15 protein-coding genes are annotated in these 24809 nt (G+C 41.4%); all 15 read left to right on the forward strand.

Translation table 11 applies throughout. From position 1 onward, the window contains the following. Positions 1-25 precede the first annotated feature (25 nt). The 15 genes from LH29_RS06815 to LH29_RS06885 all read left to right on the forward strand — a co-directional run bounded on the left by LH29_RS06815 (position 26) and on the right by LH29_RS06885 (position 24792). Entirely contained in the window at positions 26-1798 is a 1773-nt protein-coding gene (locus LH29_RS06815) for a RagB/SusD family nutrient uptake outer membrane protein (protein WP_045027061.1), read from the forward strand. 33 nt (positions 1799-1831) lie between these two features. Next, positions 1832-2866 (forward strand): DUF5627 domain-containing protein, encoded by a 1035-nt coding sequence (locus LH29_RS06820; protein ID WP_045027063.1) that lies wholly within the window; start codon positions 1832-1834, stop codon positions 2864-2866. A 20-nt stretch (positions 2867-2886) separates the two neighbouring features. Beyond that, positions 2887-5043, forward strand: coding sequence for an endo-1,4-beta-xylanase (locus LH29_RS06825; protein ID WP_045027066.1), 2157 nt, complete (start codon positions 2887-2889; stop codon positions 5041-5043). A gap of 181 nt (positions 5044-5224) precedes the next feature. Then, positions 5225-6433, forward strand: a complete 1209-nt coding sequence (locus LH29_RS06830; protein ID WP_045027069.1) for a glucuronyl esterase domain-containing protein — start codon at positions 5225-5227, stop codon at positions 6431-6433. A 246-nt stretch (positions 6434-6679) separates the two neighbouring features. Beyond that, the gene (locus LH29_RS06835; protein WP_045027072.1) at positions 6680-9229 is read left to right on the forward strand and encodes a glycosyl hydrolase 115 family protein; all 2550 of its coding nucleotides are present in this window, start codon (positions 6680-6682) and stop codon (positions 9227-9229) included. 3 nt (positions 9230-9232) lie between these two features. After that, on the forward strand, positions 9233-11158 hold the full coding sequence (locus LH29_RS06840) for a sialate O-acetylesterase (protein ID WP_045027074.1): 1926 nt from the start codon (positions 9233-9235) through the stop codon (positions 11156-11158). Between the two features lie 31 nt (positions 11159-11189). Continuing rightward, on the forward strand, positions 11190-12644 hold the full coding sequence (locus LH29_RS06845) for an MFS transporter (RefSeq protein WP_045027078.1): 1455 nt from the start codon (positions 11190-11192) through the stop codon (positions 12642-12644). A gap of 59 nt (positions 12645-12703) precedes the next feature. After that, positions 12704-13852 carry an endo-1,4-beta-xylanase gene (locus tag LH29_RS06850; protein WP_045027080.1) on the forward strand — a complete coding sequence of 383 codons (1149 nt, stop codon included), beginning with the start codon at positions 12704-12706 and terminating at the stop codon, positions 13850-13852. Between the two features lie 119 nt (positions 13853-13971). Further along, a complete protein-coding gene (locus LH29_RS06855) occupies positions 13972-14943 on the forward strand; it encodes a glycoside hydrolase family 43 protein (protein WP_045027083.1) in 972 nt (323 codons plus the stop codon). Positions 14944-15134: 191 nt separating this feature from the next. Further along, positions 15135-15941, forward strand: a complete 807-nt coding sequence (locus LH29_RS06860) for an SDR family oxidoreductase (protein ID WP_045027085.1) — start codon at positions 15135-15137, stop codon at positions 15939-15941. A 225-nt stretch (positions 15942-16166) separates the two neighbouring features. Then, positions 16167-17381, forward strand: a complete 1215-nt coding sequence (uxuA, locus tag LH29_RS06865) for a mannonate dehydratase (protein ID WP_045027088.1) — start codon at positions 16167-16169, stop codon at positions 17379-17381. A 295-nt stretch (positions 17382-17676) separates the two neighbouring features. Continuing rightward, positions 17677-18909: a pyridoxal phosphate-dependent decarboxylase family protein gene (locus tag LH29_RS06870; RefSeq protein ID WP_045027090.1), complete on the forward strand. Its 1233-nt coding sequence runs from the start codon at positions 17677-17679 to the stop codon at positions 18907-18909. A gap of 261 nt (positions 18910-19170) precedes the next feature. Then, positions 19171-19743 carry an RNA polymerase sigma factor gene (locus LH29_RS06875; protein WP_157493595.1) on the forward strand — a complete coding sequence of 191 codons (573 nt, stop codon included), beginning with the start codon at positions 19171-19173 and terminating at the stop codon, positions 19741-19743. A 204-nt stretch (positions 19744-19947) separates the two neighbouring features. Continuing rightward, a complete protein-coding gene (locus tag LH29_RS06880) occupies positions 19948-21102 on the forward strand; it encodes a FecR family protein (protein WP_052670648.1) in 1155 nt (384 codons plus the stop codon). 102 nt (positions 21103-21204) lie between these two features. Next, entirely contained in the window at positions 21205-24792 is a 3588-nt protein-coding gene (locus tag LH29_RS06885) for a SusC/RagA family TonB-linked outer membrane protein (RefSeq protein WP_045027096.1), read from the forward strand. Positions 24793-24809: the final 17 nt, after the last annotated feature.

Below are 24809 nucleotides of genomic sequence, written 5' to 3' on the forward strand. Positions count from 1 at the left end.
TAAGTAACACTAAAGAATTTTTACGATGAAGAATATAATAAAATTAGTGGTTCTTGTACTTCTTTTCACCGCCTGCGACGATATGTTCGATCCGGCTTTGGAGAACAACAGGGGACTTGACGCGATGTACAACGAACCTACATATGCACAAGGTATTTTGGCCAACGCATACATATTATTGCCTTATTCGTCGGCTCCGCAAAGCGATGTGGCAACAGATGATGCAGTAACCAACGATAACGATAACGATTACCTGGCAATGGCCACCGGATCGTGGACAGCCAGTACCAATCCAATGTCGCAATGGCAGGGCAGAAGAAATGCTATTCAGTATATCAACCTGTTTTTAGCCAACACCGACGAAGTGGTTTGGAGTAAGGAAGAAGTGATTAACACCATGTATAACGACCGTTTAAAAGGTGAAGCTTATGCGCTGAGAGCCGTTCAAATGTTGGCACTTTTAAAGGCACACGGTGGTTGGACTGCAGGTGGAGAACTGTTAGGTGTACCAATTGTTACCGAGCCGGAAACGGCTGAGTCAGACTTTAACCTGCCACGTAATACATTCCAGGAATGTATCAATCAGATTATTGCTGATGCGAATACTGCAATGGATCTTTTACCATTGGATTTCGGCGATATCTCTGATGGCGAAATTCCATCAAAATACCAGTCGCTTGGTGTTACCAATGCCGGCGATTACAACCGTGTAAACGGTAACCACATGCGTGGTCGTATTACCGGCCGTATTATTGAAGCCGTTCGTGCACAGGCTGCTTTACTGGCTGCAAGTCCGGCCTACAATGCCGGTACAACAGTATCGTGGGAAGATGCTGCAAACTTTGCTGCTGATGTATTGGACCGTGTTGGTGGACCAAACGGTTTGGCTACTGATGGACATACCTGGTATGCCAATATCAGCCAAATTGAAGGTTTGGCTTCAGGTGTAACACCTCCTGAGATTATCTGGAGAGGAGATATCGGTCAGAATAACGACCTGGAAACGGACAATTTCCCTCCGTCGTTATATGGCAACGGACGTGTAAATCCTACACAAAATTTAGTTGATGCATTCCCAACTGTCGATGGCTACCCAATTACTGATCCGGCGAGTAACTACGATCCTGAAGATCCATATGCAAATCGCGACCCACGATTAAACGATTATATTGTGGTAAACGGCAGTACACAAGGCCCAAACAGCGAGGTAATTGTTACCGGTATTTATGCCGACGACAAAGACGGAATTAACCAGGAAAACGGAAGATCGACTCGTACCGGTTACTACCTGCGTAAGCTTTTGCGTTATGACTGTAACCCAAATCCTGAGTTCGATACTGAGCAAAAGCACTACGCCGCGCGTATTCGCTACACCGAAATATTCCTGGCATATGCTGAGGCTGCAAACGAAGCCTGGGGACCAACAGGCAATGGCGGAAACTCGTATTCTGCTTACGATGTTATTAAAGCGATCCGCGAAAGAGCAGGTATTGGCCTGGAAAATGGCGATGCTTACCTGGAATCGGTTAAAGGCGATAAAGATGCAATGCGCGAGCTGATCAGAAACGAACGTCGTATCGAGCTTTGTTTCGAAAATCACCGTTTCTGGGATTTACGTCGCTGGAACGTGGCAAACCTCAACGAAACGGCTCGTGGTATACGAATTGAAGATGCGAATGGTACATATACGCTTGTTGATGTGGAGTCGAGAAATTATGCCGATTACATGTATTACGGACCGGTTCCTTACGGTGAATTACAGAAATGGAGTAACCTGGAACAAAATGCAGGTTGGTAATTTTCTGAATATTAATTGAAAATATTGAAAGATATGAAACAGATTAAATTTTTAATGATAGTGTCAGCCGGAATATTTGCAATGCTATTCACGTCTTGCGAGAATCAGGATGTAGAGTTCCCGGATTTTGACTACAGCACCGTATATTTTGCCTATCAATATCCGGTAAGGACTATTGTGCTTGGCGAAGATATTATCGATAATACGCTGGATAACGAACATAAATGCGAGATATACGCTACCATGGGTGGTGTATACGCTAACGATCAAACCATTGGTATCGATGTAACTGTCGACAATAGCCTGGTCAGCAATCTGTATTTCGATACTGAGTTTACCATGCCGGTTCAGGCTATGCCAAGCAACTACTATTCGTTGGCTGCCGATAAAATCTATTTGGATCAAACCATGTCGGATGGTGTTGAGGTACAACTTACTGAGGCATTTTTTGCCGATCCGAATGCGCTAAGCAACAGCTATGTTATTCCTTTACGAATGACTAATGTGGTAAATGCCGACTCTATTCTTTCAGGAGTCGCGAAGTTTGACGGAGCTGTTAGAGGAAAGGATACCGACTGGGATATTTTACCTAAAGACTATGTACTTTATTGCGTAAAATTCATCAATCCATGGCATGGTAACTACCTGCGCCGTGGAGAAGATGTAATTACCGAGGGTGGCGAAACCAGCACCGTAACACGTGGGGCTGAATACGTTGAAGATGACGAATTGGTTGCTTTAAGCACTGCTTTGTTAAACACGGTTGAATTCCCGGTTACGCTTGTTGGTGAAAATGGTGTAAACGTAACATGTACTCTGCTACTTACATTCGATGACCAGAATGCCTGCACTATTTCTTCAGCAACTGAAGGGTTTACTGCATCGGGTAGTGGTTCTTTTGTTGTCGATGGCGAGAAAAACAGTTGGGGAAACAAAGATCGTAATGCGCTATACCTGGATTATACCATTGACATGGGTAGCAAAAGTTATGCTACAAGTGACATACTGGTTGTTCGCGACCGCGGTGTTGCAATGGAAACATTTTCACCATCATATAATGTAAACTAATCGCTAAAATCAAGATGAAGATGAAATACATAAATAAACTTTTGCTGGGTGCCGTTTCTGTTCTTTTTATGGCATCCTGCGTTGATGATAGTTTACTCGATTACAGAGTCGATAAACCGGAAAGTGTTGTTCAACAGGAGTATTTGAATGAATACGATGTGTTGAAATCATATGTTGACAGAAGTGCCAGCCCTGATTTTAAATTGGGAGCAGGAGTTTCACTAAACGCTTTCAACGAAAGAGGGTTGGTGTACAGTCATATCATGTCAAACTTCGATGAAGTTACTGCAGGATATGCAATGAAACATGGTGCAATTGTAAAGAATACCGGAAGTATGGACTTCTCAGGAGTGGAAAAATTTATTGCTACCACTCAAGAAGCCGGTATTACCATTTACGGACACACACTTGCGTGGCATGCCAACCAGAATGCTGAATATCTGAACAGTATTATTGCTGATAGAGAAATTGAAATTGATCCTAATGATGCCAACAACGCTTTGCATGCTGTTACATCCGAAGCAAAGGGCAATATCTGGGATTGGCAGCTTGAATACACACTACCTACGCCATTAACACAGGGAGTGGAGTATACATTAAAAATGCGTGCAAAAGCCTCAAGCCCATTTACGGTGGCCTTTTGGCGAACTGATGGTTCATCAACCAATTACGGACCTGACATTGCGTTTGGAGATAGCTGGGGCGATGCTTCCGTAACATTTACACCGACTATGGATGCTACCAGATTACAATTTTGTTTCGGAACTTTCGCAGGTGATCTTTATTTTGATGACATGGTTCTTACCGCAAGTGGTTCTGAAGAGAATTTAATTGAAAATGGAGCCTTCGATGACGAAGATTTAAGTGGATGGGGAAAACCAGGCTGGCATTCTTACACCTTTGGGGTTGAACCTGTTGCAGCCGGCCCGGCTACGTGGTGGACAAACCTGGTAACCAACAGCGATGTTGAAGGTGATGATGTTTCCAGCTTTTTCGCCACAGAGATTACAGTTGGTCCAGATCCTGCTACAATTGGTGCTGCAGGTACTGGTGCAGACGGTGTGGGTAGAGCGATTGTTGTTAAATCGGGAGATAACCCCACTAATTCATGGGATACCCAGTTTTTTGTAAAAGCACCTCAGCAACTGCTGGCAGGTCAGGCTTATCGGTTCAGCATGAAGGTTAAAGCTGATAAACCAGCTACAATATCTTCTCAATCGCATAATAATCCAGGGGGGTATGTACATTGGTCTATGATTGGTAGCCCGGCAGTTACTACCGAATGGCAGGAATATACAAGTTCAGGAGTCATTTCTGGCGATCAGGCAGGCAGTAATGGCATGAACACTATCGCTTTTAATCTTGCAGAATTGAAAGAAGCCAATACCTATTATTTTGATGATATCGTATGGGAGATCGAGGAGTCGGGAAATACAATCCCACTGACCCCCGAAGAAAAGGCAGATACCCTTTCGTGGGCATTGGATAACTGGATTGCCGGAATGCTGGAAGTTACCAACGGATATGTAAAAGCCTGGGACGTGGTGAATGAACCAATGGATGATGGCAACCCGTATGAATTGAAAACCGGTGTTGGTAAAACAGATATGGCTGCTGATGAATTCTACTGGCAAGACTATCTTGGTAAAGACTATGCCGTTATGGCTTTCAACCTGGCAGCGCAATACGGTAGCCCTGAAGATAAATTATTCATCAACGATTATAACCTTGAATACAACATTGATAAATGTAAAGGGCTTATAAAATATGTTGAATACATCGAAGAGCAGGGAGCTCGTGTTGATGGAATTGGAACACAAATGCACATTAACACCACCTCTGATAAGGACAAGATTGTTGAAATGTTTAACCTGTTGGCTGCTACCGGAAAACTGATAAAAATATCAGAACTTGATATGGGTATTGCCGATGGAGTAACAACGGCAAATGCAACGGAGGAAGATCTTCAAGCTCAGGCCGAGATGTATCAGTTTGTTGTTGAAAAGTACCTGGAATTAATTCCGGCAAGTCAACAATATGGTATTACTGCCTGGAGCCCGCTTGATAGTCCGAAAGAATCTTCATGGAGAGCCGACCAACCAATTGGTCTTTGGAATCTCAACTATTTTAGAAAACCGGCTTATGCCGGATTTGCAGATGGCTTATCTGGTGAATAGTATCACATAGGTTTAGTTTAGGTAAAGGGACTGTCTGCTGAAGACAGTCTCTTTTTCTCTTTTTTATATTCTTCAGATTCTTTGTAACGAGATAAGTTCTGATAAAGAACAAAACGACTACTAGCCAATAGATTTTGAAACTAAACTAAATTAAATAAGAACTTAAGAAACCTGAAACGACATGAAACCCATAACCCAACTAATACTTGTCTTATGTTGCTGTTTTGCAATTCTTTCATGCAGGCAACAACAACCAATCCCCAAAGTATACAGTGTAGAAAACAGAGGAAAAGATTTTGAAACACCGGTGTTGCCCGCTTTGGACGAACTGCCGGTTGTAGAAGGTTTAACCGATCCTTTTGCCTGGTCAGATGGCAGCGGGCGTTCTACCAAATTCAGCGACTGGAGCAAACGCCGCAACGAAATAGCTGCCGAAATTCAGCATTATGAAATCGGTCCAAAACCCGCTCGCCCCGATTCAATCACCGCCAATTTTGAAAACGATACACTTACGGTAAATATCACCGTAAACGGAAACACATTAACATTAAAATCAGGTATTATTTTACCCGAAGGCGAAGGGCCGTTCCCTGCTGTAATTGGTATCGGTCGAAGTTCGGGAAGTTTGCCTGCCGACCTTTTTTCTGAAAAAAATATTGCTCAAATTACCTACGATTTCGGTCAGGTTGTTGCCTGGCAGCAAAAACGTGGTAACGAGCCTATCAATAAATTATACCCCGATCTGGCGTATATGGGATCGTATGCTGCCTGGCCGTGGGGTGTTAGCCGCCTGATCGACGGATTGGAACTGGTGGCTGATGAATTACCAATCGATATAGAACACCTTGCCATTACAGGTTGCTCTTTTGCCGGAAAGATGGCACTCTTTTCGGGTGCTTTCGACGAGCGTATTGCACTTACAATTGCTCAGGAATCAGGTGGAGGAGGAGCTGCCGCCTGGCGGGTTTCCGAAACCCTTGGCGAGGTGGAAACACTGGGACGAACCAATAATGTTTGGTTTATGGAAACTATGTTTCAGTTTGCCAATGATGTGCAAAAACTGCCCTTCGATCATCATGAGTTGATGGCGATGATAGCGCCGCGTGCCTTGCTTGTACTTGGAAATCCTGATTACGAATGGCTGGCCGATGAATCGGGATACGTTTCGTGCCAGGCTGCAAAAAAGGTTTGGGAAACGTTTGGAATTGCAGACCGGTTTGGATTCTCAATTGTTGCCGACCATCCGCATTGTCGGTTACCCGATATACAACGGCCCGAGGTTGAAGCTTTTCTCGAAAAATATTTACTGGAAAACGATACCGTAAATACCCATGTTGCCATTCACCCGTTTCCGGAGGTGGATTATAACAAATGGATCGATTGGCAATAATCAGTTATTCAGATTGAAGTGTCATAGAATCATTTTTTCCTCTGAAATGACGAAAAAATGTGTAAAAGTAGAAATCAAATATCCAAAAACTACAATGCCTCAAAGGGCATAGTCTTATTTTTGAGGAAAAAGTACACGATTTTATACCTGAAAAAGAGAAGTAATAGAATTATGACCGTTCGCGATATTGATTAATCAAATCCATTTAATGACGAATCAATACGAATACTGAATTAAACCAATAAAATGAATAATAAAGTTTTTGAGCTATATAGAATTGCAACCGTTTGTCTTGTCTTTGTCCAGATTACACTTTTTACACCCTTATTTACAACAGCTCAGGACAGAATGAATTATATCGCGTTTACGGAAGAAGAAGGATCTTTTGGGCTAATTGCAAATGGTCAACTGACTTCAGTAGTACTTGGACAGAATGACTTTCCGGGCGTAAAAACAGTAGCAGAATGGTTTGTAAACGATATAAACCTGGTAAGCGGCCACACCCCTGCAATTATAGCTGCAGATGCATCCTTGCCTGAACAAATAATTTTGGTAGGAACATTGGGTAAAAATGAATTAATCGATCAATTAATTCGTTCCGGGAAAATTGAAGCGTCTGATATGGAAGGTCAATGGGAACGTAGTTTAACCCAGGTGGTTGAAAATCCGTTTCCGGGTGTAAAAAAAGCATTGGTTTTAGCGGGAAGCGATAAACGTGGAACGATTTACGCCATGCTCAACCTGTCGCGCGAAATGGGCGTTTCTCCCTGGTATTGGTGGGCCGATGTTCCGGTTGAAAAGAAGGAAGCGTTGTACGTAAAAGCCGGACGTTGGGTAACCGAATCTCCAAAAGTTAAATACCGTGGTATTTTCTTAAACGATGAAGAACCGGCTCTTGGGAATTGGGTTCGCGAAAAATTTGGAGGATTCAACCATGAATTTTACGAAAAAGTTTTTGAGCTGATTCTTCGTCAACGTGGAAATTTTCATTGGTCTGCAATGTGGGGCAAAGCATTCTTCGACGATGATCCGGAGAACGGCCCTTTAGCCGATAAACTTGGAATTGTTATGAGTACCTCGCATCATGAGCCGATGGGAAGGGCTCAGGCCGAATGGCATCGTTATGGTTCCGGCCCCTGGGATTACAACAAAAATGCGGAGGAATTGAAAGCTTTTTGGAGAAAAGGGATGGAGCGTAACAAGGATTACGAAACGGTTGTAACCATTGCGATGCGTGGCGATGGCGACGAAGCCATGGAAGAAGGAACAAACATTGCCCTTTTGGAAAAGATTGTAAAAGACCAGCGTGAAATAATCAGTGAAGTGACCGGAAAAAAGCCGGAAGAAATACCACAGGTTTGGGCACTCTATAAGGAAGTACAGGATTATTACGATAGCGGTATGCGTGTTCCTGATGATGTTACCTTGTTGCTTTGCGACGATAACTGGGGGAATGTACGCAAACTACCCGATATAAATGCTCCGGAACGAGAAGGCGGTTATGGCATGTATTACCATGTTGATTATGTTGGCGGGCCTCGCTCTTACAAGTGGATCAACGTTAGTCAGATTCAGCGAATTTGGGAACAAATGAACCTGACCTATGCGCATGGAGTTGATCGTATTTGGGTGTTAAATGTAGGCGATTTAAAGCCCATGGAATATCCGATCAGTTTCTTCATGGATATGGCCTGGGATCCTACAGCGTTTAATGCAAACAACCTGCATCAATACATTGTTGATTGGTCTGCTCAACAGTTTGGCGAGAAATATGCCGAAGAAGCTGCCCGCATCCTTAATCTGTATACAAAATATAACCACCGGGTAACACCGGAATTGCTTAACGCCAGAACTTTCAGCCTGGAAAACTACAACGAGTTTGAACGGGTTCGGAATGATTACCGCGATCTTACGCTTGATGCCTTGCGTTTGTATAATTTCATTCCAAACGAGTATAAAGATGCATTTGACCAACTGGTGCTTTTCCCAACCAATGCCACCTCGAATTTGTACGAGATGTATTACGCGGTTGCAAAAAATAACCAGCTAGCAGAAGCTAATGATCCTGAGGCCAATTATTGGGCCGATGTGGCAAAGCAGTGTTTTGATCGCGATTCGTTGTTTACGGTGCATTACAACCAGCAAATTGCCGGTGGTAAATGGAATCACCAAATGGATCAAATTCGCATTGGATACAGAACCTGGGCCGAACCACGCCGCAGGATTATGCCAAAGGTTCTGCGGGTTGAAGTCCCGGAAACACATCGTTCGGAGTTAGCTTTTCAGGAAGCCGACGGTTATGTTTCTATTGAAGCGGCCAATTATCAGTTGGCAAAAGGGACAGACAAAATACGCTGGGAAGTAATTCCTGATCTTGGAAAAACAGAATCAGGTATTACCACTTTCCCACAAAATGAATATCCGCAAAGCACTGATTCTGTTTACCTCGAGTATGCAGTTAAGTTCGAGTCGGTGGGAGAGTTTGATGTAAATGTAATGTTATCCACTACATTAAATTTTAATGCCAATAAAGGATTACGTTATGCGATCTCTGTTGATGGTGGAGAAGAACAAATAGTAAATACAAATGGGGCTTATCGGGGCGAATTAGGAAGATGGCAGGCTGTACGGATAAATGAAACAATAACACAGCACACCATTCAAAAGCCCGGATTACATCGCCTGCGGATCCGGGTACTGGAGCCTGGAATCGTTTTACAAAAAATACAGATAGACACCGGAGGTTTGAAACGCAGTTATCTGGGAGCACCTGAAAGTAAACAAGTTAAATTTTAAGGAATGAACAGAAAGAGAATACAGTACAGTTTTTTAGGGTTATTACTCCTTTTCCTGTTTTGCGGAGAACTAAACGCTACTGTAAAATTACCACGTTTGGTAAGTAATGGAATGGTGCTTCAGCGTAACGAGCCGGTTACTATTTGGGGCTGGGCTGATGCCGGTGAAAAGATTGAAATAGAGTTTTTAGGAGATATATTTAAAACCAAGGCAGATAGGAACGGAAACTGGCAGCTTGAGCTAAACGCAATGGCTGCCGGTGGTCCGTATTCCATGACCATAAACGATGTGGTGCTAAACGATATTCTCGTTGGCGATGTTTGGCTGGCTTCGGGGCAGTCGAATATGGAGCTGCAACTGCGTCGGGTAATGGATTTGTATGCCGATGAGATTTTGAAAATAAATACCGATCAGATTCGTCTTTTCCGTTCTTCAACACGCGAAAATGCTGAGAGCGAAAAAGCCGATTATCCCGATGGAAAATGGCTGTCATCAACGCCTGAAAATATTATGGAATTTTCGGCTGTAGCCTGGTTTTTTGCCGACAAGATTCATCAAAGTCAAGATGTTCCGGTGGGTATAATCAGCACCGCAATTGGCGGCTCGCCGGCCGAGGCCTGGTTGAGTAAAGACAAAGTAACACCATTCCTTGACGAATGGTTAGAGCAAGGTGAAAAGATTGACTCGATGCGTGCAGCCTACATTGAAGAGCATGGAGAGATAAAAAGATACAATTGGGGTGCCGAAGTAAACAAAAATGATCCCGGAGTCGGGAAATGGTCGAAAGATGATGTGGATGTTTCCGACTGGCCACAGATTTCTTTGCCGGGATACTGGACAGACAAAGGTGTTAACTTTTGGAATGGTTCAATATGGTTTTACAAGGAATTTGAATTGGATGAATCGTTGGCCGGAGAAGAAGCCATTTTACGTTTGGGGCGTATTATCGACAGCGACTCGGCTTTTGTAAACGGAACTTTTGTTGGCAACATTACTTACCAATATCCTCCACGAATTTATACCATTCCCGAAGGCGTTTTAAAAGCCGGCACAAACAAAGTAATGGTACGCGTATTTAACCAGGGCGGACGAGGTGGTTTTGTGGAAGAAAAACCATACGAAGTGCGTGTTGGAAACGAAGTGATCGATATTACCGGCGACTGGAAATACCATATTGGAGCAGAGTTAAATCCTCCGAGAACAAATTTTGGAGGCCTTGGATTTCGTCCGGGAGGTTTGTATAATTCGCTGATAAATCCAATGAAAGAATACACCGTTAAAGGAGTGATTTGGTACCAGGGAGAAACCAATGCCGGACGTGGCTTTCAATATCGTCAGTTATTTAAAGACCTGATCGTGGATTGGAGAGACCAGTTGGATAAACCAGCTTTGCCGTTTCTGTTTGTGCAATTGGCAAATCTTGGGCTTCCGAATAAACAACCTGTTGAAAATGGCTGGGCCGAAACCCGCGATGCACAACGCCGTGCACTGGAACTTCCAAACACCGGAATGGCAGTAGCTTTTGATATTGGCGAATGGAACGATATTCATCCGCTCAACAAAAAAGAAGTAGCACGTCGTCTGGCTCTGGAGGCCGAAAGAGTGGCATACGGAAATGATGAGCTAGTTAGTGCCGGTCCGCTTTACGAATCAATGAAAGCAGAAGATGGAAGTATTTTGCTCACCTTCTCGTCTGTCGGCTCGGGATTATTTGCAAACAACAAACTCGAAGGTTTTCAGATAGCAGGAGAGGATGGTGAGTTTGTTTGGGCAAATGCCGTAGTGATGAGCAAAAATACTGTTAAGGTTTGGAGTAGAAAAATAAAAGAACCGGTGGCAGTTCGTTATGCCTGGGATGGAAACCCGGCCGGATCGAACCTGAAAAATAAAGAAAACCTGCCCGCATCGCCTTTTACAACTGAAGACTAAATCGAAGAAATTATAAATTAAAAAAATTCAAATGAAATCGAACTCACAGAAAGTTTCTGTACTGGAAAAAATAGGATACAGCCTTGGCGACCTTGCTGCCAATCTGGTGTTTCAAACCCTGGTTACTTTCCTTGCATTTTTCTATACTGACATCTATGGACTGCAGAATGATCATGCCTCGGTAATTATGCTGGTTGTCGGACTGGTAGCAGCCTTTGCTTTTAACCCGATTATTGGTGCCCTGGCCGACCGAACACGCTCAAGATGGGGGAAATTTCGCCCATGGATTTTGTTTACGGCTATTCCGCTTGGGGTAATTGCTTTGCTGGCATTTACAACTCCCGATTTTTCGTACAAAGGGAAGCTGATTTATGCCGCCGGAACGTATACGCTTTTATTGTTGGCATATGCGGCAAGTAACCTGCCATATTCAGCTTTAAGCGGGGTGTTAACCGCTGATATGTCGGAGAGAAACAGTCTGTCTTCATATCGTTTTGCAGCCGTAATGTTTGCACAGTTTTTTGTGCAGGTATTTATGTTGCCTATTATTTTGCATGTGGGAGATGGCGATAAAGCAGCCGGAATTGAATCGGTAATGACCTGGATGGCTATCATCGGTACCGTATTATTACTAATCACATTTCTTACTACAAAAGAACGTGTAATTCCTAGTCCGGAACAGGAATCGAGTTTAAAAGACGATTTGGGCGACTTGTTTAAAAACCGTCCCTGGATTATTATGTTAACACTTACTATTCTTGTTTTTGTAACACTGGCTATGAAAGGTGGATCGTACGTTTATTATTTTAATAATTACGTTGATGAGGCAGCACTGCAAGGTTTTCTTCAGCCGATTTTAGATTCGCTGTCGGCCATGGGAATGAACTTTTTTGGATCAGATATTGCATCGGCAGGGTTTGGATTGTTTAACGCCGGAGGAATTATTTGCTCCATGATCGGTATCGCCGTTTCCAGTAAGCTGGCCAACAAATTCGGAAAACGCGATGTATTTGGCACAACGTTATTTATTGCTACCCTTTTTATTGTCTCCTTCATTTTTTACAAACCAGAGAATGTTCGCATGATGTTTATGGCACAGGCATTACACATGTTTTTCTATGGTGTAACAACACCAATTCTTTGGGCAATGATTGCCGATGTTGCCGATTACTCAGAGTGGGTTAATAATCGTCGCGCTACGGCCATAATCTTTTCGGCAATGATGGTGGGCTTAAAAGCCGGATTGGCCATTGGTGGTGCTATTGTTACCTGGATTCTTGGTTTGTACGGCTACGTATCGAAAGATGCTGCGGTGGCCGGTCAGGAATTGGTTCAGCCCGAAAGTGTGGCACAGGGAGCAAAAATGCTGGTAAGTATTTACCCGTCAATTCCGTTTTTAATTGGAGTTGCCTTACTGTTCTTCTACGAAATCAATAAAAGTAAAGAAGTTCAGATTCAGGAAGATTTAATTAGCAGAAGACTCTGATGGACTATCAGCAAGTTGTTTGTAGGAGAAAGATATTTCAAACCATAATACCATAAAAAATGAAAAATAGAAATGGATTTATTTTAATTGCGCTGTTAGCTGGCCTTTTGATGTCGTGCAACAGCGGAACAACACGGTCGCAAAAAACACCAACTTTAAAAGACGCTTTTGCCGGTAAATTTCATATTGGTACAGCTTTAAACGAATGGCAAATTACCGGAAGAGATTCAGCCGGAGTTGAGGTGATAAAAAATCAGTTTCAGGCAATTGTTGCCGAAAACTGCATGAAAAGCGGCCCCATTCATCCAAGAAAAGACGAATACAATTTTGATTTACCTGACCAGTTTGTAGAATTTGGTGTAGCAAACGATAAATTTATAACCGGACATTGTTTAATCTGGCACTCGCAGGCTCCGCGCTGGTTTTTTACCGATGATGAAGGAAATGATGTTTCGCGCGAAGTGATGATTGAGCGCATGAAAGAACACATTTACACGGTAGTTGGCCGTTACAAAGGTAAAATTAAAGGCTGGGACGTAGTTAACGAAGCCATTATGGAAGATGGCAGCATGCGAAACAGCAAATTCCTGCAAATCGTTGGTGACGACTTTATTAAACTGGCTTTCCAGTTTGCACATGAAGCCGACCCTGATGCAGAATTGTATTACAATGATTATAACGAATGGTTTCCTGGTAAACGCGATGCAATCGTTCAGATGATACGTGATTTAAAAGCTGATGGAATCCGCATTGACGGCATCGGTATGCAGGGACACATTGGAATGGATAGCCCATCGCTGGAGGATTATGAAGCTGCAATTGTAGCCTATGCCAACGAAGGAATGAAAGTTATGGTTACCGAACTTGATATGTCGATTTTACCGAACCGTAGCAGGGATGTTGGTGCCGATATTGCTACAAGTTTTGAATATCAGCAGAGCCTGAACCCTTATACAGAAGGTGTTCCGGTAGAAAAAATGAACGAGTGGGATGAGCGCATGCTCGACTTTTTCCGCCTGTTTCTGAAACATTCTGATGCAGTTACCCGAGTAACCATGTGGGGTGTTTCTGATGCTACATCGTGGAAAAACAATTTCCCAATTCGCGGACGTACTGATTATCCTTTGTTGTTCGACAGAAACTATGAGCCAAAGAGTATTGTGGCAAAGTTAATTGAAGAAGCAAACAAAGCTGAAAATATAGATTAAGTTAGTTAGTTAGTTAGTTAGTTAGTTTTTCCGGGGGTTGCGCAATAGTGTGGCTCCCGGAAATTTTGGCTAAATTAACACGAAGAAATTGAATAATTAGTAAGAAAAATTTATTGAAAATGAAGAAAGCACGATACCTTGTTGACAACCTTTATACCGCCGATCCGGCAGCACATGTTTTTAATGGAAAAATCTATATTTACCCATCGCACGATGTGGAATCGGGCATTCCGGAGAACGACAACGGCGATCATTTTGATATGCGCGATTACCACGTTTTTTCAATGGACGATATTGATGGAGAGGTAACCGATCACGGAAATGTGTTGGATGTGAAAGACATTCCTTGGGCCGGACGCCAGTTGTGGGATAGCGACTGTGCCTGTAAAAACGGTAAGTATTACCTCTATTTTCCGTTGAAAGACCAAACTGATATTTTCCGCATTGGTGTGGCTATCAGCGATAAACCTGAAGGGCCATTTGTGCCGCAGGAGGCGCCGATGAAAGGAAGTTATTCCATCGATCCTTGTGTTTTTGAGGATGAAGATGGTAGCCATTACATGTATTTTGGTGGCCTTTGGGGCGGCCAGTTACAGCGTTACCGCGATAACAAAGCTATTGAATGTGGCCATGAACCTGCCGATGATGAGAAGGCACTTCCGGCACGTGTAGCTAAACTAAGCGACGATATGTTGGAATTTGGCGAAGAACCAAAAGCATTGGTTATTCTGGACGAAAACGGTGAGCCGCTAAAAGCAGGCGATCACGACCGACGTTTTTTCGAAGCCTCATGGATGCACAAATACAAGGGCAAATATTACTTCTCTTATTCAACCGGTAACACACACAAATTGTGCTATGCAGTTGGCGACAATCCTTATGGTCCGTTTACCTATCAGGGTGTAATTTTAACGCCGGTTGTAGGCTGGACAACACACCATTCAATTGTTGAATTTAAGGGCAAATGGTACCTGTTTCATCACGATTGTGTGCCTTCAAATGGCAAAACCTGGTTACGCAGCTTGAAAGTTGTGGAAATGGAGTATGATGCTGAAGGGAAGATAATTACCATTGAAGGAATGGCTGAATGAAAAGGATCATTTTTTCAGATTCGTGATATTCTAGTTGAGGTTAAGAAAGTATCAATGTATGCAAATTTCGAGTCACGTTTGTTTTGTATTGCATTCTATTTTTGTGTCCTTAAAATTAATTATACCAATTTTCAACCCTTATTTGGTGTCCATTTTGGTAGAATAAACAATGGTAAAAGGAGAGATAAAAAATGTTTGATTTAGAAGGAAAAGTAGCCGTGGTTACAGGAGGAGGCGGTGTTCTTGGTGGAAGTATCGCACAAAGTTTAGTGGATGCCGGAGTAAGAGTAGCCATTCTTGACATTCGAAAAGAACAGGTTGATAACCGTGTTGATGAGTTACAAAAAAAAGGTGGAGAAGTTCTTGGATTTGTTTCAAGTGTTCTTGATGTTGAAGACCTGAAGAAAACCAGGGAGCAATTGCTTGAAAAATGGGGCAAGATTGATATATTGATTAACGCGGCTGGGGGAAATATGCCCGGAGCCACTTTAACCGAACAACAAACAGTGTTCGATATGAAGATTGACGACTTTCAAAAAGTAACGGATCTGAACTTAAACGGTACTGTTTTTCCTAGTCTTGTTTTTGGCGAAGCAATGGCAAAAAGAGGAGAAGGCAGTATCATAACCATATCGTCGATGGCCACATATTCGGCCATTTCACGTGTTCTTGGTTATTCGGTATCAAAAACCGGTATTAATATTTTTACGCAGTGGATGGCTATGGAGATGGCCACAAAGTTCAACGAAAAAATACGGGTAAATTCAATTGCTCCGGGCTTCTTTATTGGCGACCAGAACCGGAATGTGCTGATCAATCCTGATGGATCGTACACCGAACGCAGCAAAAAAGTTCTGGCCCGTACTCCAATGGGGCGTTTTGGCGATATAAAAGAACTAAACGGCGCAGTGCAGTTTTTATGCTCCGATGCGGCATCTTTCATCACAGGTGTAATTCTTCCTGTTGATGGTGGTTTTAGCTCGTTTAGCGGTGTTTAAAAATTAAACCCGATCCTATTTAATTTGTTTAAGTAATTAATAAAACGAAAGTGGTATACCTGTTTTGGTATTGCCACTTTCGTTATTTTTAATGTGCGGAAAGCTGCTTGCAGATTTTGCGTATGTGATTAAACGTTCAGCTAATTTATCGGCGCAAATCCACATGATTTGCGAGAAATATTTTTCAGTTTCGAAGTTTGTTCAAAAAAAGTAAATAGAAGGAAAATGGCTTTAGAAAAAACGTGGCGTTGGTTTGGAGAGAAAGATTTGGTAACGCTCGATGATTTGCAACAAATGGGAGTGGAAGGAGTGGTTACCGCCCTGCATCACATTCCCAATGGTGAGGTTTGGCCGGTTGAAGAAATTTTAAAGGTAAAAACAGCCATCGAAAAACGTGGCATGCGTTGGAGAGTTGTGGAGAGTCTTCCGGTTTCTGAGGGGATAAAAATCTGTTCGAACGACCGCGAACGTTTAATTGCCAATTACCAACAATCGGTGCGAAACCTTGGAGATTGTGGCATCGATACCATTTGCTACAATTTTATGCCGGTTTTAGACTGGGCACGAACCGATCTGCATTTCAAACTGAAAAATGGCGGTGAATCGATGTATTTTGATTTTCCCACTTTTGTGGCTTTCGATGTTTTTATTCTAAAACGTCCGGGTGCCGAGAATGATTATCCTACCGAAATTGTTGAAAAAGCCAAAGCGGTTTTCGAAAAAATGACGGAACAGGAAGCGGAAGAACTGGCCTACAATATTATTGTAGTTACACAGGGATTTATCGATGGTGTGATTGATGGTTCTGTGGCCGATCCAAAAGGTCTTTTCCTGGAGTTTATCGACCGTTACAAAAGCATTGGGAAACAGCAGCTGCGCAATAATTTAAAAGCTTTTCTCGACGATGTAATTCCGGTTGCGGAAGAAGCCGGAGTAAAACTGGCCATCCACCCTGACGATCCGCCGTTTCCGGTATTGGGATTACCGCGAATTATTGGCCAGTTAGAGGACTACGAGTGGCTTTTTAAAGCCAATACTTCTGCGAACAATGGTGTAACTTTTTGTGCAGGATCACTCTCGGCACGAAAAGAAAACGACTTGCTGGAAGTGATTGAAAAAACACGCGACCGCATTCATTTTGTGCATCTACGAAATACCCTGCTGCTTGATGATGGCAGTTTTTATGAATCGGGGCATTTAACCGGTTCGCAGAATATGATGAAAATAATGTTCGCCCTGATAAAAGAACAGAAGCGCAGAATACAAGCAGGCAGAAGCGATGTTAAAATGCCTGTACGACCCGATCATGGCATCCGGATTATGGACGATTACAAATACGATTACAACCCCGGATATCCGCTAATAGGACGTTTAAAAGGCCTTGCCGAGCTGGATGGGCTAATGCATGGAATTGAATTTATGCTGGCGGAGGAAGTGTAACTCTACCATTTTCGAATTAAGAATAATCAGATGATTGAATTGATCGAGAGTTCGATCTGTGCTCAAAAGAAAAGCTAACTTCCGGGTAGCTGTTCTATAAAATTTGTTGTTGGGTATTGATTTTCTAACAAAATCGATTCACCCATTTTGCCCCAATTGATCTCTATTATAATACAGCGTAGTTTCTTCATAAATCAGGAGAAATATGGGCATTTCGAAATGATATCCTTTTTGACGTTTATAAATGGATTATGGTAAGGTAGTATAAACAGTTACAACGAAGTAGTAATTAATTATGAATTATTGGCGAAAACTTACACGTAAAGAGATTAGCGAGCGCATTAAAGACGCATTGAGTAAAAATGTTGATTATTACGAACGTTCTATCCTGGGTATTCCAGCATCGCATTTAGACGAAGATGTGTTTAATAAAGATGCTACCTTCCTGAACAATGCACCATTTCTGAAAACAATGGTTGATAACCCGAACCATATTGGCTGTCACACGATGGGTGACTCTGAGCCATTTTTTGCCGGAACACAAAAGCTGGAGCAGGAACTTCTGGGTATTGTTGCCGAAGATATTCTCAAATGCAGTGAAGGTCAGTACGATGGTTATGTGGCATCGGGAGGCACAGAGGCCAATATTCAGGCTATTTGGATTTATCGAAATTTATTCAAAAAAGAGTTTGGGGCAAACTACAACGAAATGTGTATTCTTTGCTCAAATGATTCGCACTATTCGATGTATAAAGCCGGTAACATACTGAACCTGGATGTTGTAACAATACCTGTTACCGAAAATAGTAGAGCAATAACTCGCGAATCAGTTGAGAAACATATTCAATCGGCTAAAGCTGAAGGCAAAAAATATTTTATTGTCGTGGCCAATATGATGACAACAATGTTTGGTTCAGTGGACGACATTAATGTGTACACCGAGGCTTTAATAATGTCAGGTGTTCATTTCAGGATACATATCGACGCTGCTTTTGGCGGTTTTGTGTACCCTTTTAGTTCCAATGACGGTGCTATGACCTTTGAAAATAAACACGTTAGTTCGGTAACTCTCGATGCGCACAAAATGTTACAGGCACCCTTCGGTACAGGTATTTTTATTGCACGAAAAGGATTGATAGACTATGTATTTACCAACGAAGCACAATATGTAAGCGGGCTCGATGCAACGCTTATCGGGAGCCGGTCGGGCGCTAATGCCATTGCAGTTTGGATGATTCTTCAAACCTACGGGCCACACGATTGGTTTGAAAAAATTCATGTCCTTAATTACCGTTCAAACTGGTTATGCAATCAACTGAAAGAAATGGGAGTGGATTTTTATCATTACGCAGGATCAAATATTGTGACTATTCGGGCAAAACATATAAACAAAGAACTTGCACAAAAATATGGCCTGGTTCCTGATAAGCACGACGGAAAACCAATGTGGTATAAAATAGTAATTATGGGGCATGTACACATTGATCATTTAAACCCATTTTTAGATGAATTAAAAGCGATTAATTAATCCGGAATTTTTTGAACAGAACATAAACCGTATAGTGAAATATTGGTTTTATAAATCTTGTTCTTTTTCAAAAAGAACAAACTCCAATGTTAATAATGGCACCTGATTATTTCGGAGTAAGGGAAAATCAATATATAAGTTTCTTCAAAAACAAACCGATTACCGCTTAAATCAGCCACTTTGCCATAGAACACGTTAGAATTTTATATTTTAGCGCATTCTGGAACGAATGGACGGGAATTTTATTCAATTCCTCAACCTTTGTGTTGTTTAGAAGGTAATATGGCAGACTTTGAGCAAAAAATTTTAAATAATTTGAGAAGAGGAGACGAAAACAGTCTTCGCGAATTATTTGAATTGTATTATAAACCCCTATGTCTGTTTGCCCTTAAGTTTGTTGATTCTATTGAACAGGCTGAAGATATTGTACAGGATACTTTTATTAATTTCTGGAACTCCCGGAGTTATAATAATATTCATTCCAATATTAAAGCCTATCTATTCAGCGCTGTTAGAAATAACGCCTTGTACGCTATTCGGAAAGAATCAAAATTCAGGTTTGAAGAAATTGATAATCATGTTCAGAGCCTGATTGAAGACGAATTGCCGGAGGATGAATTAAAGAACTTAAAGGAGCTACTTTTTAAACAAATTGAGCAATTGCCGCCAAAAGGAAGAGAAATTTTCAAGGCAATTGTTTTTGAGAATATGAAATACAGAGAGGTGGCGGAACTTTATGGTATATCTGTGAATACCGTAAAAACGCAATACTCAAGATCGCTTTCAAAATTGCGGGAATTTCTTGATGTTCTTATCTTATTATTCTTGCCCTGAATTAAGTCATTAAAATAAAATTGACCGGGTAAAAGTCCCTGCCATACAAATACCATTCCTGATGTGTGGGTAACTTACATTGTGTAATGTTAGTAAGGTCAATGGTTTCAATTTGAAGATTTATTTTGCATTTCTGTTGAAAAAAGCAATTTTTTTTGTCACCCGATTACAAAAGTATTGCATCTATATTAAAAATGAATAGAGATGATTCAACCATATTCAAATATTTATCTGCTGATAGCCAAGTATAGCCAGGAAAATATCAGTGAGGAGGAATACCATATTTTGAAGGCATGGATGGAAGAGCATGCCGATAATAAAAAGGTGTTTTCAGAATACCTGATTTTTCTTAAAAATGCGCAAAGAGTACGTTTTTCTGCAAAGGTTGACGAACATTTAGCCTGGAAAGTTATTCATTCAAAGCTTGAGAAACGAAAAACGTTCAGCTTCCGTCCATATTTTAAATATGCGGCGGTTTTATTGGTGCTTGTGTCCTTAACCATCTCTTATCAGCTGTTGCAAAAGCCAGAAGAGAATAACAATTTGGTTTCCGAAGCCCAGGTAATTAAACCCGGAGAACCAAAGGCAAAATTGGTGTTGAGCGATGGTCGTAGTGTCGATTTGGAGGGGATGAATGATTCTACTTTATTGCTGGGTAACGGGCTTAATATTCAGATAAAAAATAAGACTATTGACTATAGCAAAGCCGGCCTTAATTCTGAGCTTATGAACACCATCCATATTCCCAAAGGAGGTGAATATAACCTGGTTTTATCGGATGGAACCCGAATTTGGCTTAACTCCGACTCTGAACTTTCATTTCCTGCAAAATTTAACGGCGAAAAACGGAAAATATATTTAAAAGGTGAAGCTTATCTGGAAGTTGCAAAAAACAAAAACTTCCCTTTTGTGGTTGGTGTGAAGGGTGTACAGGTTGAAGTTCTCGGTACATCGTTTAATGTAAAAGCATACGAAAATGTAGAAACTACTTTGGTGGAAGGCAAAGTAAATATTCTTACAAATGCTTCAACCGGTGTGATTCTACAACCCGGCGACCAGGGGATTGTAGATGCAAATGATAACAGTGTGGAGGTAAAGCAGGTTGACACCAGAATTTATACTTCCTGGGTAAATGGAATGTTCTCATTCAGAAGCATGACGCTTGAAGAAATTATGAAAACCTTTGAACGTTGGTATAATGTTTCTGTTTCGTATGAAGAGGAGGAGCTAAAACAACGCCATTTTTCCGGTAACCTGAAAAGATATGAAGAGATTAATCCGCACCTTGATTTAATTGGTCTTACAACAGATGTTGATTTTAAAATTTCAGGGAATAATATTTCGGTTGTAAAAAAATAAAAGTGAAGTGATGTGTTTATAATAAACGGGAAATGCTGGCACATCTCCCGTTAGTAAATGCATTAGAGTTTCTAATACAAATTGTTAAAACATTACAAATCTATGAAAAAACGAAGTGTAAACTATCTTTCGGAACATTTTTCGAAAGTTAAAAAGCTGTTTTTAATTATGAGGCTTACTGTTATTCTTACGCTGCTTTTCTCCGTTAGCACAATGGCTTCGGTTTATTCGCAGAGCGCGAAATTATCAGTTAATGTAAAAAACACCACGCTCGAAAGTGTTTTTGATAAATTGGCTGAGCAGAGCGAATTTCAGTTCGTTTATAATGATGAAGTAGTGGCGGTAGTTGAGAATATTACCGCAAATTTTGAAAATGCTACGGTTGAACAAATTTTGGATGAGGTTTTAAAAAACTACGACCTTGACTACCAAGTAGTCAATAATGTAGTAGTTATTACCCCTGCTCCCGGGAAAACAAAACCAAACAATGTTACTGAACCGGCTGAGCAGAAAAAAATCAAATTCTCAGGTAAAGTAATTGATGAAGAAGGTAAACCCGTTCCGTTTGCTGCGGTTGTTATTAAAAATACAACCATTGGTGCCGCTACCAATGAAAATGGTGAATTTGAATTTGAAGCAGAGGAAGGAGATTATTCTACACTGGTTGTGTCGAGCGTAGGGTATTTAAATGAAGAAATTGAGATTGGTAACCAAACAAATTTTGATATTGCTTTAACACAGGATATTGCCGGATTAGATGAAGTTATGGTAACCGGTTATCAAACCATATCGAGAGAACGTTCAACAGGTTCATTTGTAAAACTGAAAAGCGACCAGATAGAACAAAAACGTTTAAGCGATTTGAATACAGTGCTTGAAGGACAAATTGCCGGTTTTAGCGATGGAGTGATAAGGGGCGTTACTTCAATGCAAGGTTTAACAACTCCTTTGTATGTTATCGATGGTTTCCCGGTTGAAAACACACGTTACACCCAATACGGTTCTTTGGTTGAAAATCTTCCTGATTTAAACCTTGAAGATATTGAAAGTATAACTGTGCTTAAAGATGCCGCCGCAACTTCAATTTATGGTGCACGTGCGGCAAACGGCGTGGTTGTAATTATGACCCGAAAAGCATCAAAAGGGCAAACAAATGTAAGTTTCTCTTCAAACCTTACCGTATCGCCTTATCGTTATTATACTGAGACCCTTACCGATGCTGGAGACATTGTTGGGCTTGAACAAGAGTGGGCAACAGGAAATCCAAAGTTGCAGGCCACTGATGGAAGTGCTGCTACTTATGCACAATCGCTCCTTACCAATGCTGTTTTTACAAGCCAGGGTATGCAATCTATTTTGAATTATTATGCCGGAAATCAGTCTGAGGCAGAGATGAGCAGTCAACTGAGTGCATTAAAAGGTATGGGTTACCAGTATTACAACGATGTTGAAAAATACGCCAAACAAAATAAGTTCTACCAACAATATAATGTTAGCATAGGTAAGGCTACCGATCAGAATAATTTCATGGCGTCAGTAACCTATAAGAACAACAAATTTGAAGATATATATTCGAAAGATCAATCAGTTGGCGTGGATATGAGGAACACAACCGATATTACAAAGTGGTTGTCTGTTAATTTAGGTAACTACTTTAGTTATCAAAAAGGTACAGCTCAAACTTATAATCCGCTGGCACCAGGTTTTGTTTATCAGCCATACAACCGTTTGGTTGACGATTCCGGTAATCCTTTTGTTTCAACTGCTGAATCGCGACTGAGCCAATCAACCATTGATGCCATTAATAACTACGGTTTATATAATATGGATATTACACCGTTAGACGAATTGGGCATGAATTTACAACAGAGCAAAAATTTCGCCAACCGTACTAATGTAAAACTGAACATTAACATTACCGATTGGTTGAAATACAATGCAATGTTTCAGTACGAATATGCTGTTGACCGAACCGAACAATTGAAGAATAAAAAGTCGTATGCTGTTCGAAACCTGGTTAACCGAATGGCTTCTTTAAACTCAGGGAACCTGGTTTATAATTTGCCTTACGGAGATATATACAACGAAGTTCAGCAATACTCTAATTCTTACAACTTCAGACAACAAATCGACTTTAGTAAAACGTTTGCTGAAAAACACGACTTAACAGTTATTGCAGGTACCGAAACCCGAAATTCGAAACTGGAATATCGCGGAAATACCTTGTACAATTACGACGCTGATATTTTAAGTTTTACTCCGGTTGACCAAAACAGTTTGACTAGTTTCTACGGTTCGTTACTTGGAGGTTCAAGTATGAGTAACAGCGATTTTGCGGTGATACGCGAACTGGTAAACCGTTTTGTTTCGTTTTATGGAAATGCCGGATATACTTACGACGGGAAATATACCGCAACCGGAAGCTTACGTTGGGATCGCTCGAATTTGTGGGGTACCGACAACAAATACCAAAATAAGCCAACATGGTCGGCAGGAGCATCATGGAATGTTTCTAAGGAAGATTTCTTTCAACTTTCATCGGTTGATATGTTAAAACTTCGCTTTTCTTACGGAATCGGCGGTAATATTGCAAAAAACTCCGCTCCTTATATGACGGCATACTATTTCCCGAGCTCTACAGTTGGAGGCACATATGGTTATGTAAGAAGCCGTCCGAATCCGGAGTTATCGTGGGAGAAAACAGCAACAACAAACATTGGGGTTGATTTTTCAGTCTTAAAACAACGACTTTCGGGAACCGTGGAGTTCTACAATAAAAAAGGTTCTGATTTGTTGGCCAATACTCAAGGTGTTCCTACCGAAGGTTGGGGATATTCAACCTATACCATCAATAATGGAGAAATGCAAAACCGTGGTATCGAATTAACGCTGAATGGAGAAATCATTAAAACCAGCGATTTTGGATGGAACGCCTCTTTGCTTTATGGCTACAATAAAAACAAAGTTACTTATGTAAATGTGGAGGCCCCGGTTTATTTTCTGCAGCTTGATTATCCAAGTGAATTTCCAAGAATCGGAACTCCATATAATTCAATTTATGGATACAAGTGGGCAGGTTTAAGTGAAACCGGCTTGCCACAGGTTTATGACAGCGAAGGCAACGCACTTACGTATCAACCTTCCGATTTGGAATCGATTGAAAACCTGGGAACTACCGTTCCAAAACACAGCGGGTCGTTTAATACATCATTCCGCTATAAGAACTTCGATTTATCAGCTTTATTTATTTACCAGCTGGGACACAAAATCCGCAACACCTATTTGCCTATGCTGGGTAACAGCTATGTATGGCAGGCCGGAGGTTACATTACCAATATTGCTGTTGGTAACAACCGGATTAACGAACGCTGGCAACAACCCGGCGATGAGCTGACAACCGATGTGCCACGCACTGTTTACGAATACGACAGCGAATTTAATTATGCATTGTATTCCATCTATTCCAACTCGAGTGCAAATGTTTTGAATGCCTCGAATATCCGATTGAGCAATGTTTCTCTGGCTTATAATATACCGGAAAATTTACTGACAAAACTGAAATTGCAGAGTGTTCGTCTGAATTTCAACGTGGAAAATGTATTTACACTCGCAAAAAGTGATGACGCGAAATACATGCTTGGTGGATACAGGTCGCCGAATTACGTGTTTGGTATCAACGTTAATTTTTAATACTAAATTGAATTAAT

It is taken from the genome of Draconibacterium sediminis, assembly GCF_000949475.1.
GTDB classification, from domain to species: Bacteria; Bacteroidota; Bacteroidia; order Bacteroidales; family Prolixibacteraceae; genus Draconibacterium; species Draconibacterium sediminis.

Coding starts and splice junctions, on each gene's coding strand:
- LH29_RS06820 (WP_045027063.1), top strand. CDS start 1,832: ATGAAACAGATTAAATTTTTAATGATAGTGTCAGCCGGAATATTTGCA.
- LH29_RS06835 (WP_045027072.1), top strand. CDS start 6,680: ATGAATAATAAAGTTTTTGAGCTATATAGAATTGCAACCGTTTGTCTT.
- LH29_RS06870 (WP_045027090.1), top strand. CDS start 17,677: ATGAATTATTGGCGAAAACTTACACGTAAAGAGATTAGCGAGCGCATT.
- LH29_RS06845 (WP_045027078.1), top strand. CDS start 11,190: ATGAAATCGAACTCACAGAAAGTTTCTGTACTGGAAAAAATAGGATAC.
- LH29_RS06855 (WP_045027083.1), top strand. CDS start 13,972: ATGAAGAAAGCACGATACCTTGTTGACAACCTTTATACCGCCGATCCG.
- LH29_RS06815 (WP_045027061.1), top strand. CDS start 26: ATGAAGAATATAATAAAATTAGTGGTTCTTGTACTTCTTTTCACCGCC.
- LH29_RS06840 (WP_045027074.1), top strand. CDS start 9,233: ATGAACAGAAAGAGAATACAGTACAGTTTTTTAGGGTTATTACTCCTT.
- LH29_RS06880 (WP_052670648.1), top strand. CDS start 19,948: ATGATTCAACCATATTCAAATATTTATCTGCTGATAGCCAAGTATAGC.
- LH29_RS06860 (WP_045027085.1), top strand. CDS start 15,135: ATGTTTGATTTAGAAGGAAAAGTAGCCGTGGTTACAGGAGGAGGCGGT.
- LH29_RS06825 (WP_045027066.1), top strand. CDS start 2,887: ATGAAATACATAAATAAACTTTTGCTGGGTGCCGTTTCTGTTCTTTTT.
- uxuA (WP_045027088.1), top strand. CDS start 16,167: ATGGCTTTAGAAAAAACGTGGCGTTGGTTTGGAGAGAAAGATTTGGTA.
- LH29_RS06885 (WP_045027096.1), top strand. CDS start 21,205: ATGAAAAAACGAAGTGTAAACTATCTTTCGGAACATTTTTCGAAAGTT.
- LH29_RS06830 (WP_045027069.1), top strand. CDS start 5,225: ATGAAACCCATAACCCAACTAATACTTGTCTTATGTTGCTGTTTTGCA.
- LH29_RS06850 (WP_045027080.1), top strand. CDS start 12,704: ATGAAAAATAGAAATGGATTTATTTTAATTGCGCTGTTAGCTGGCCTT.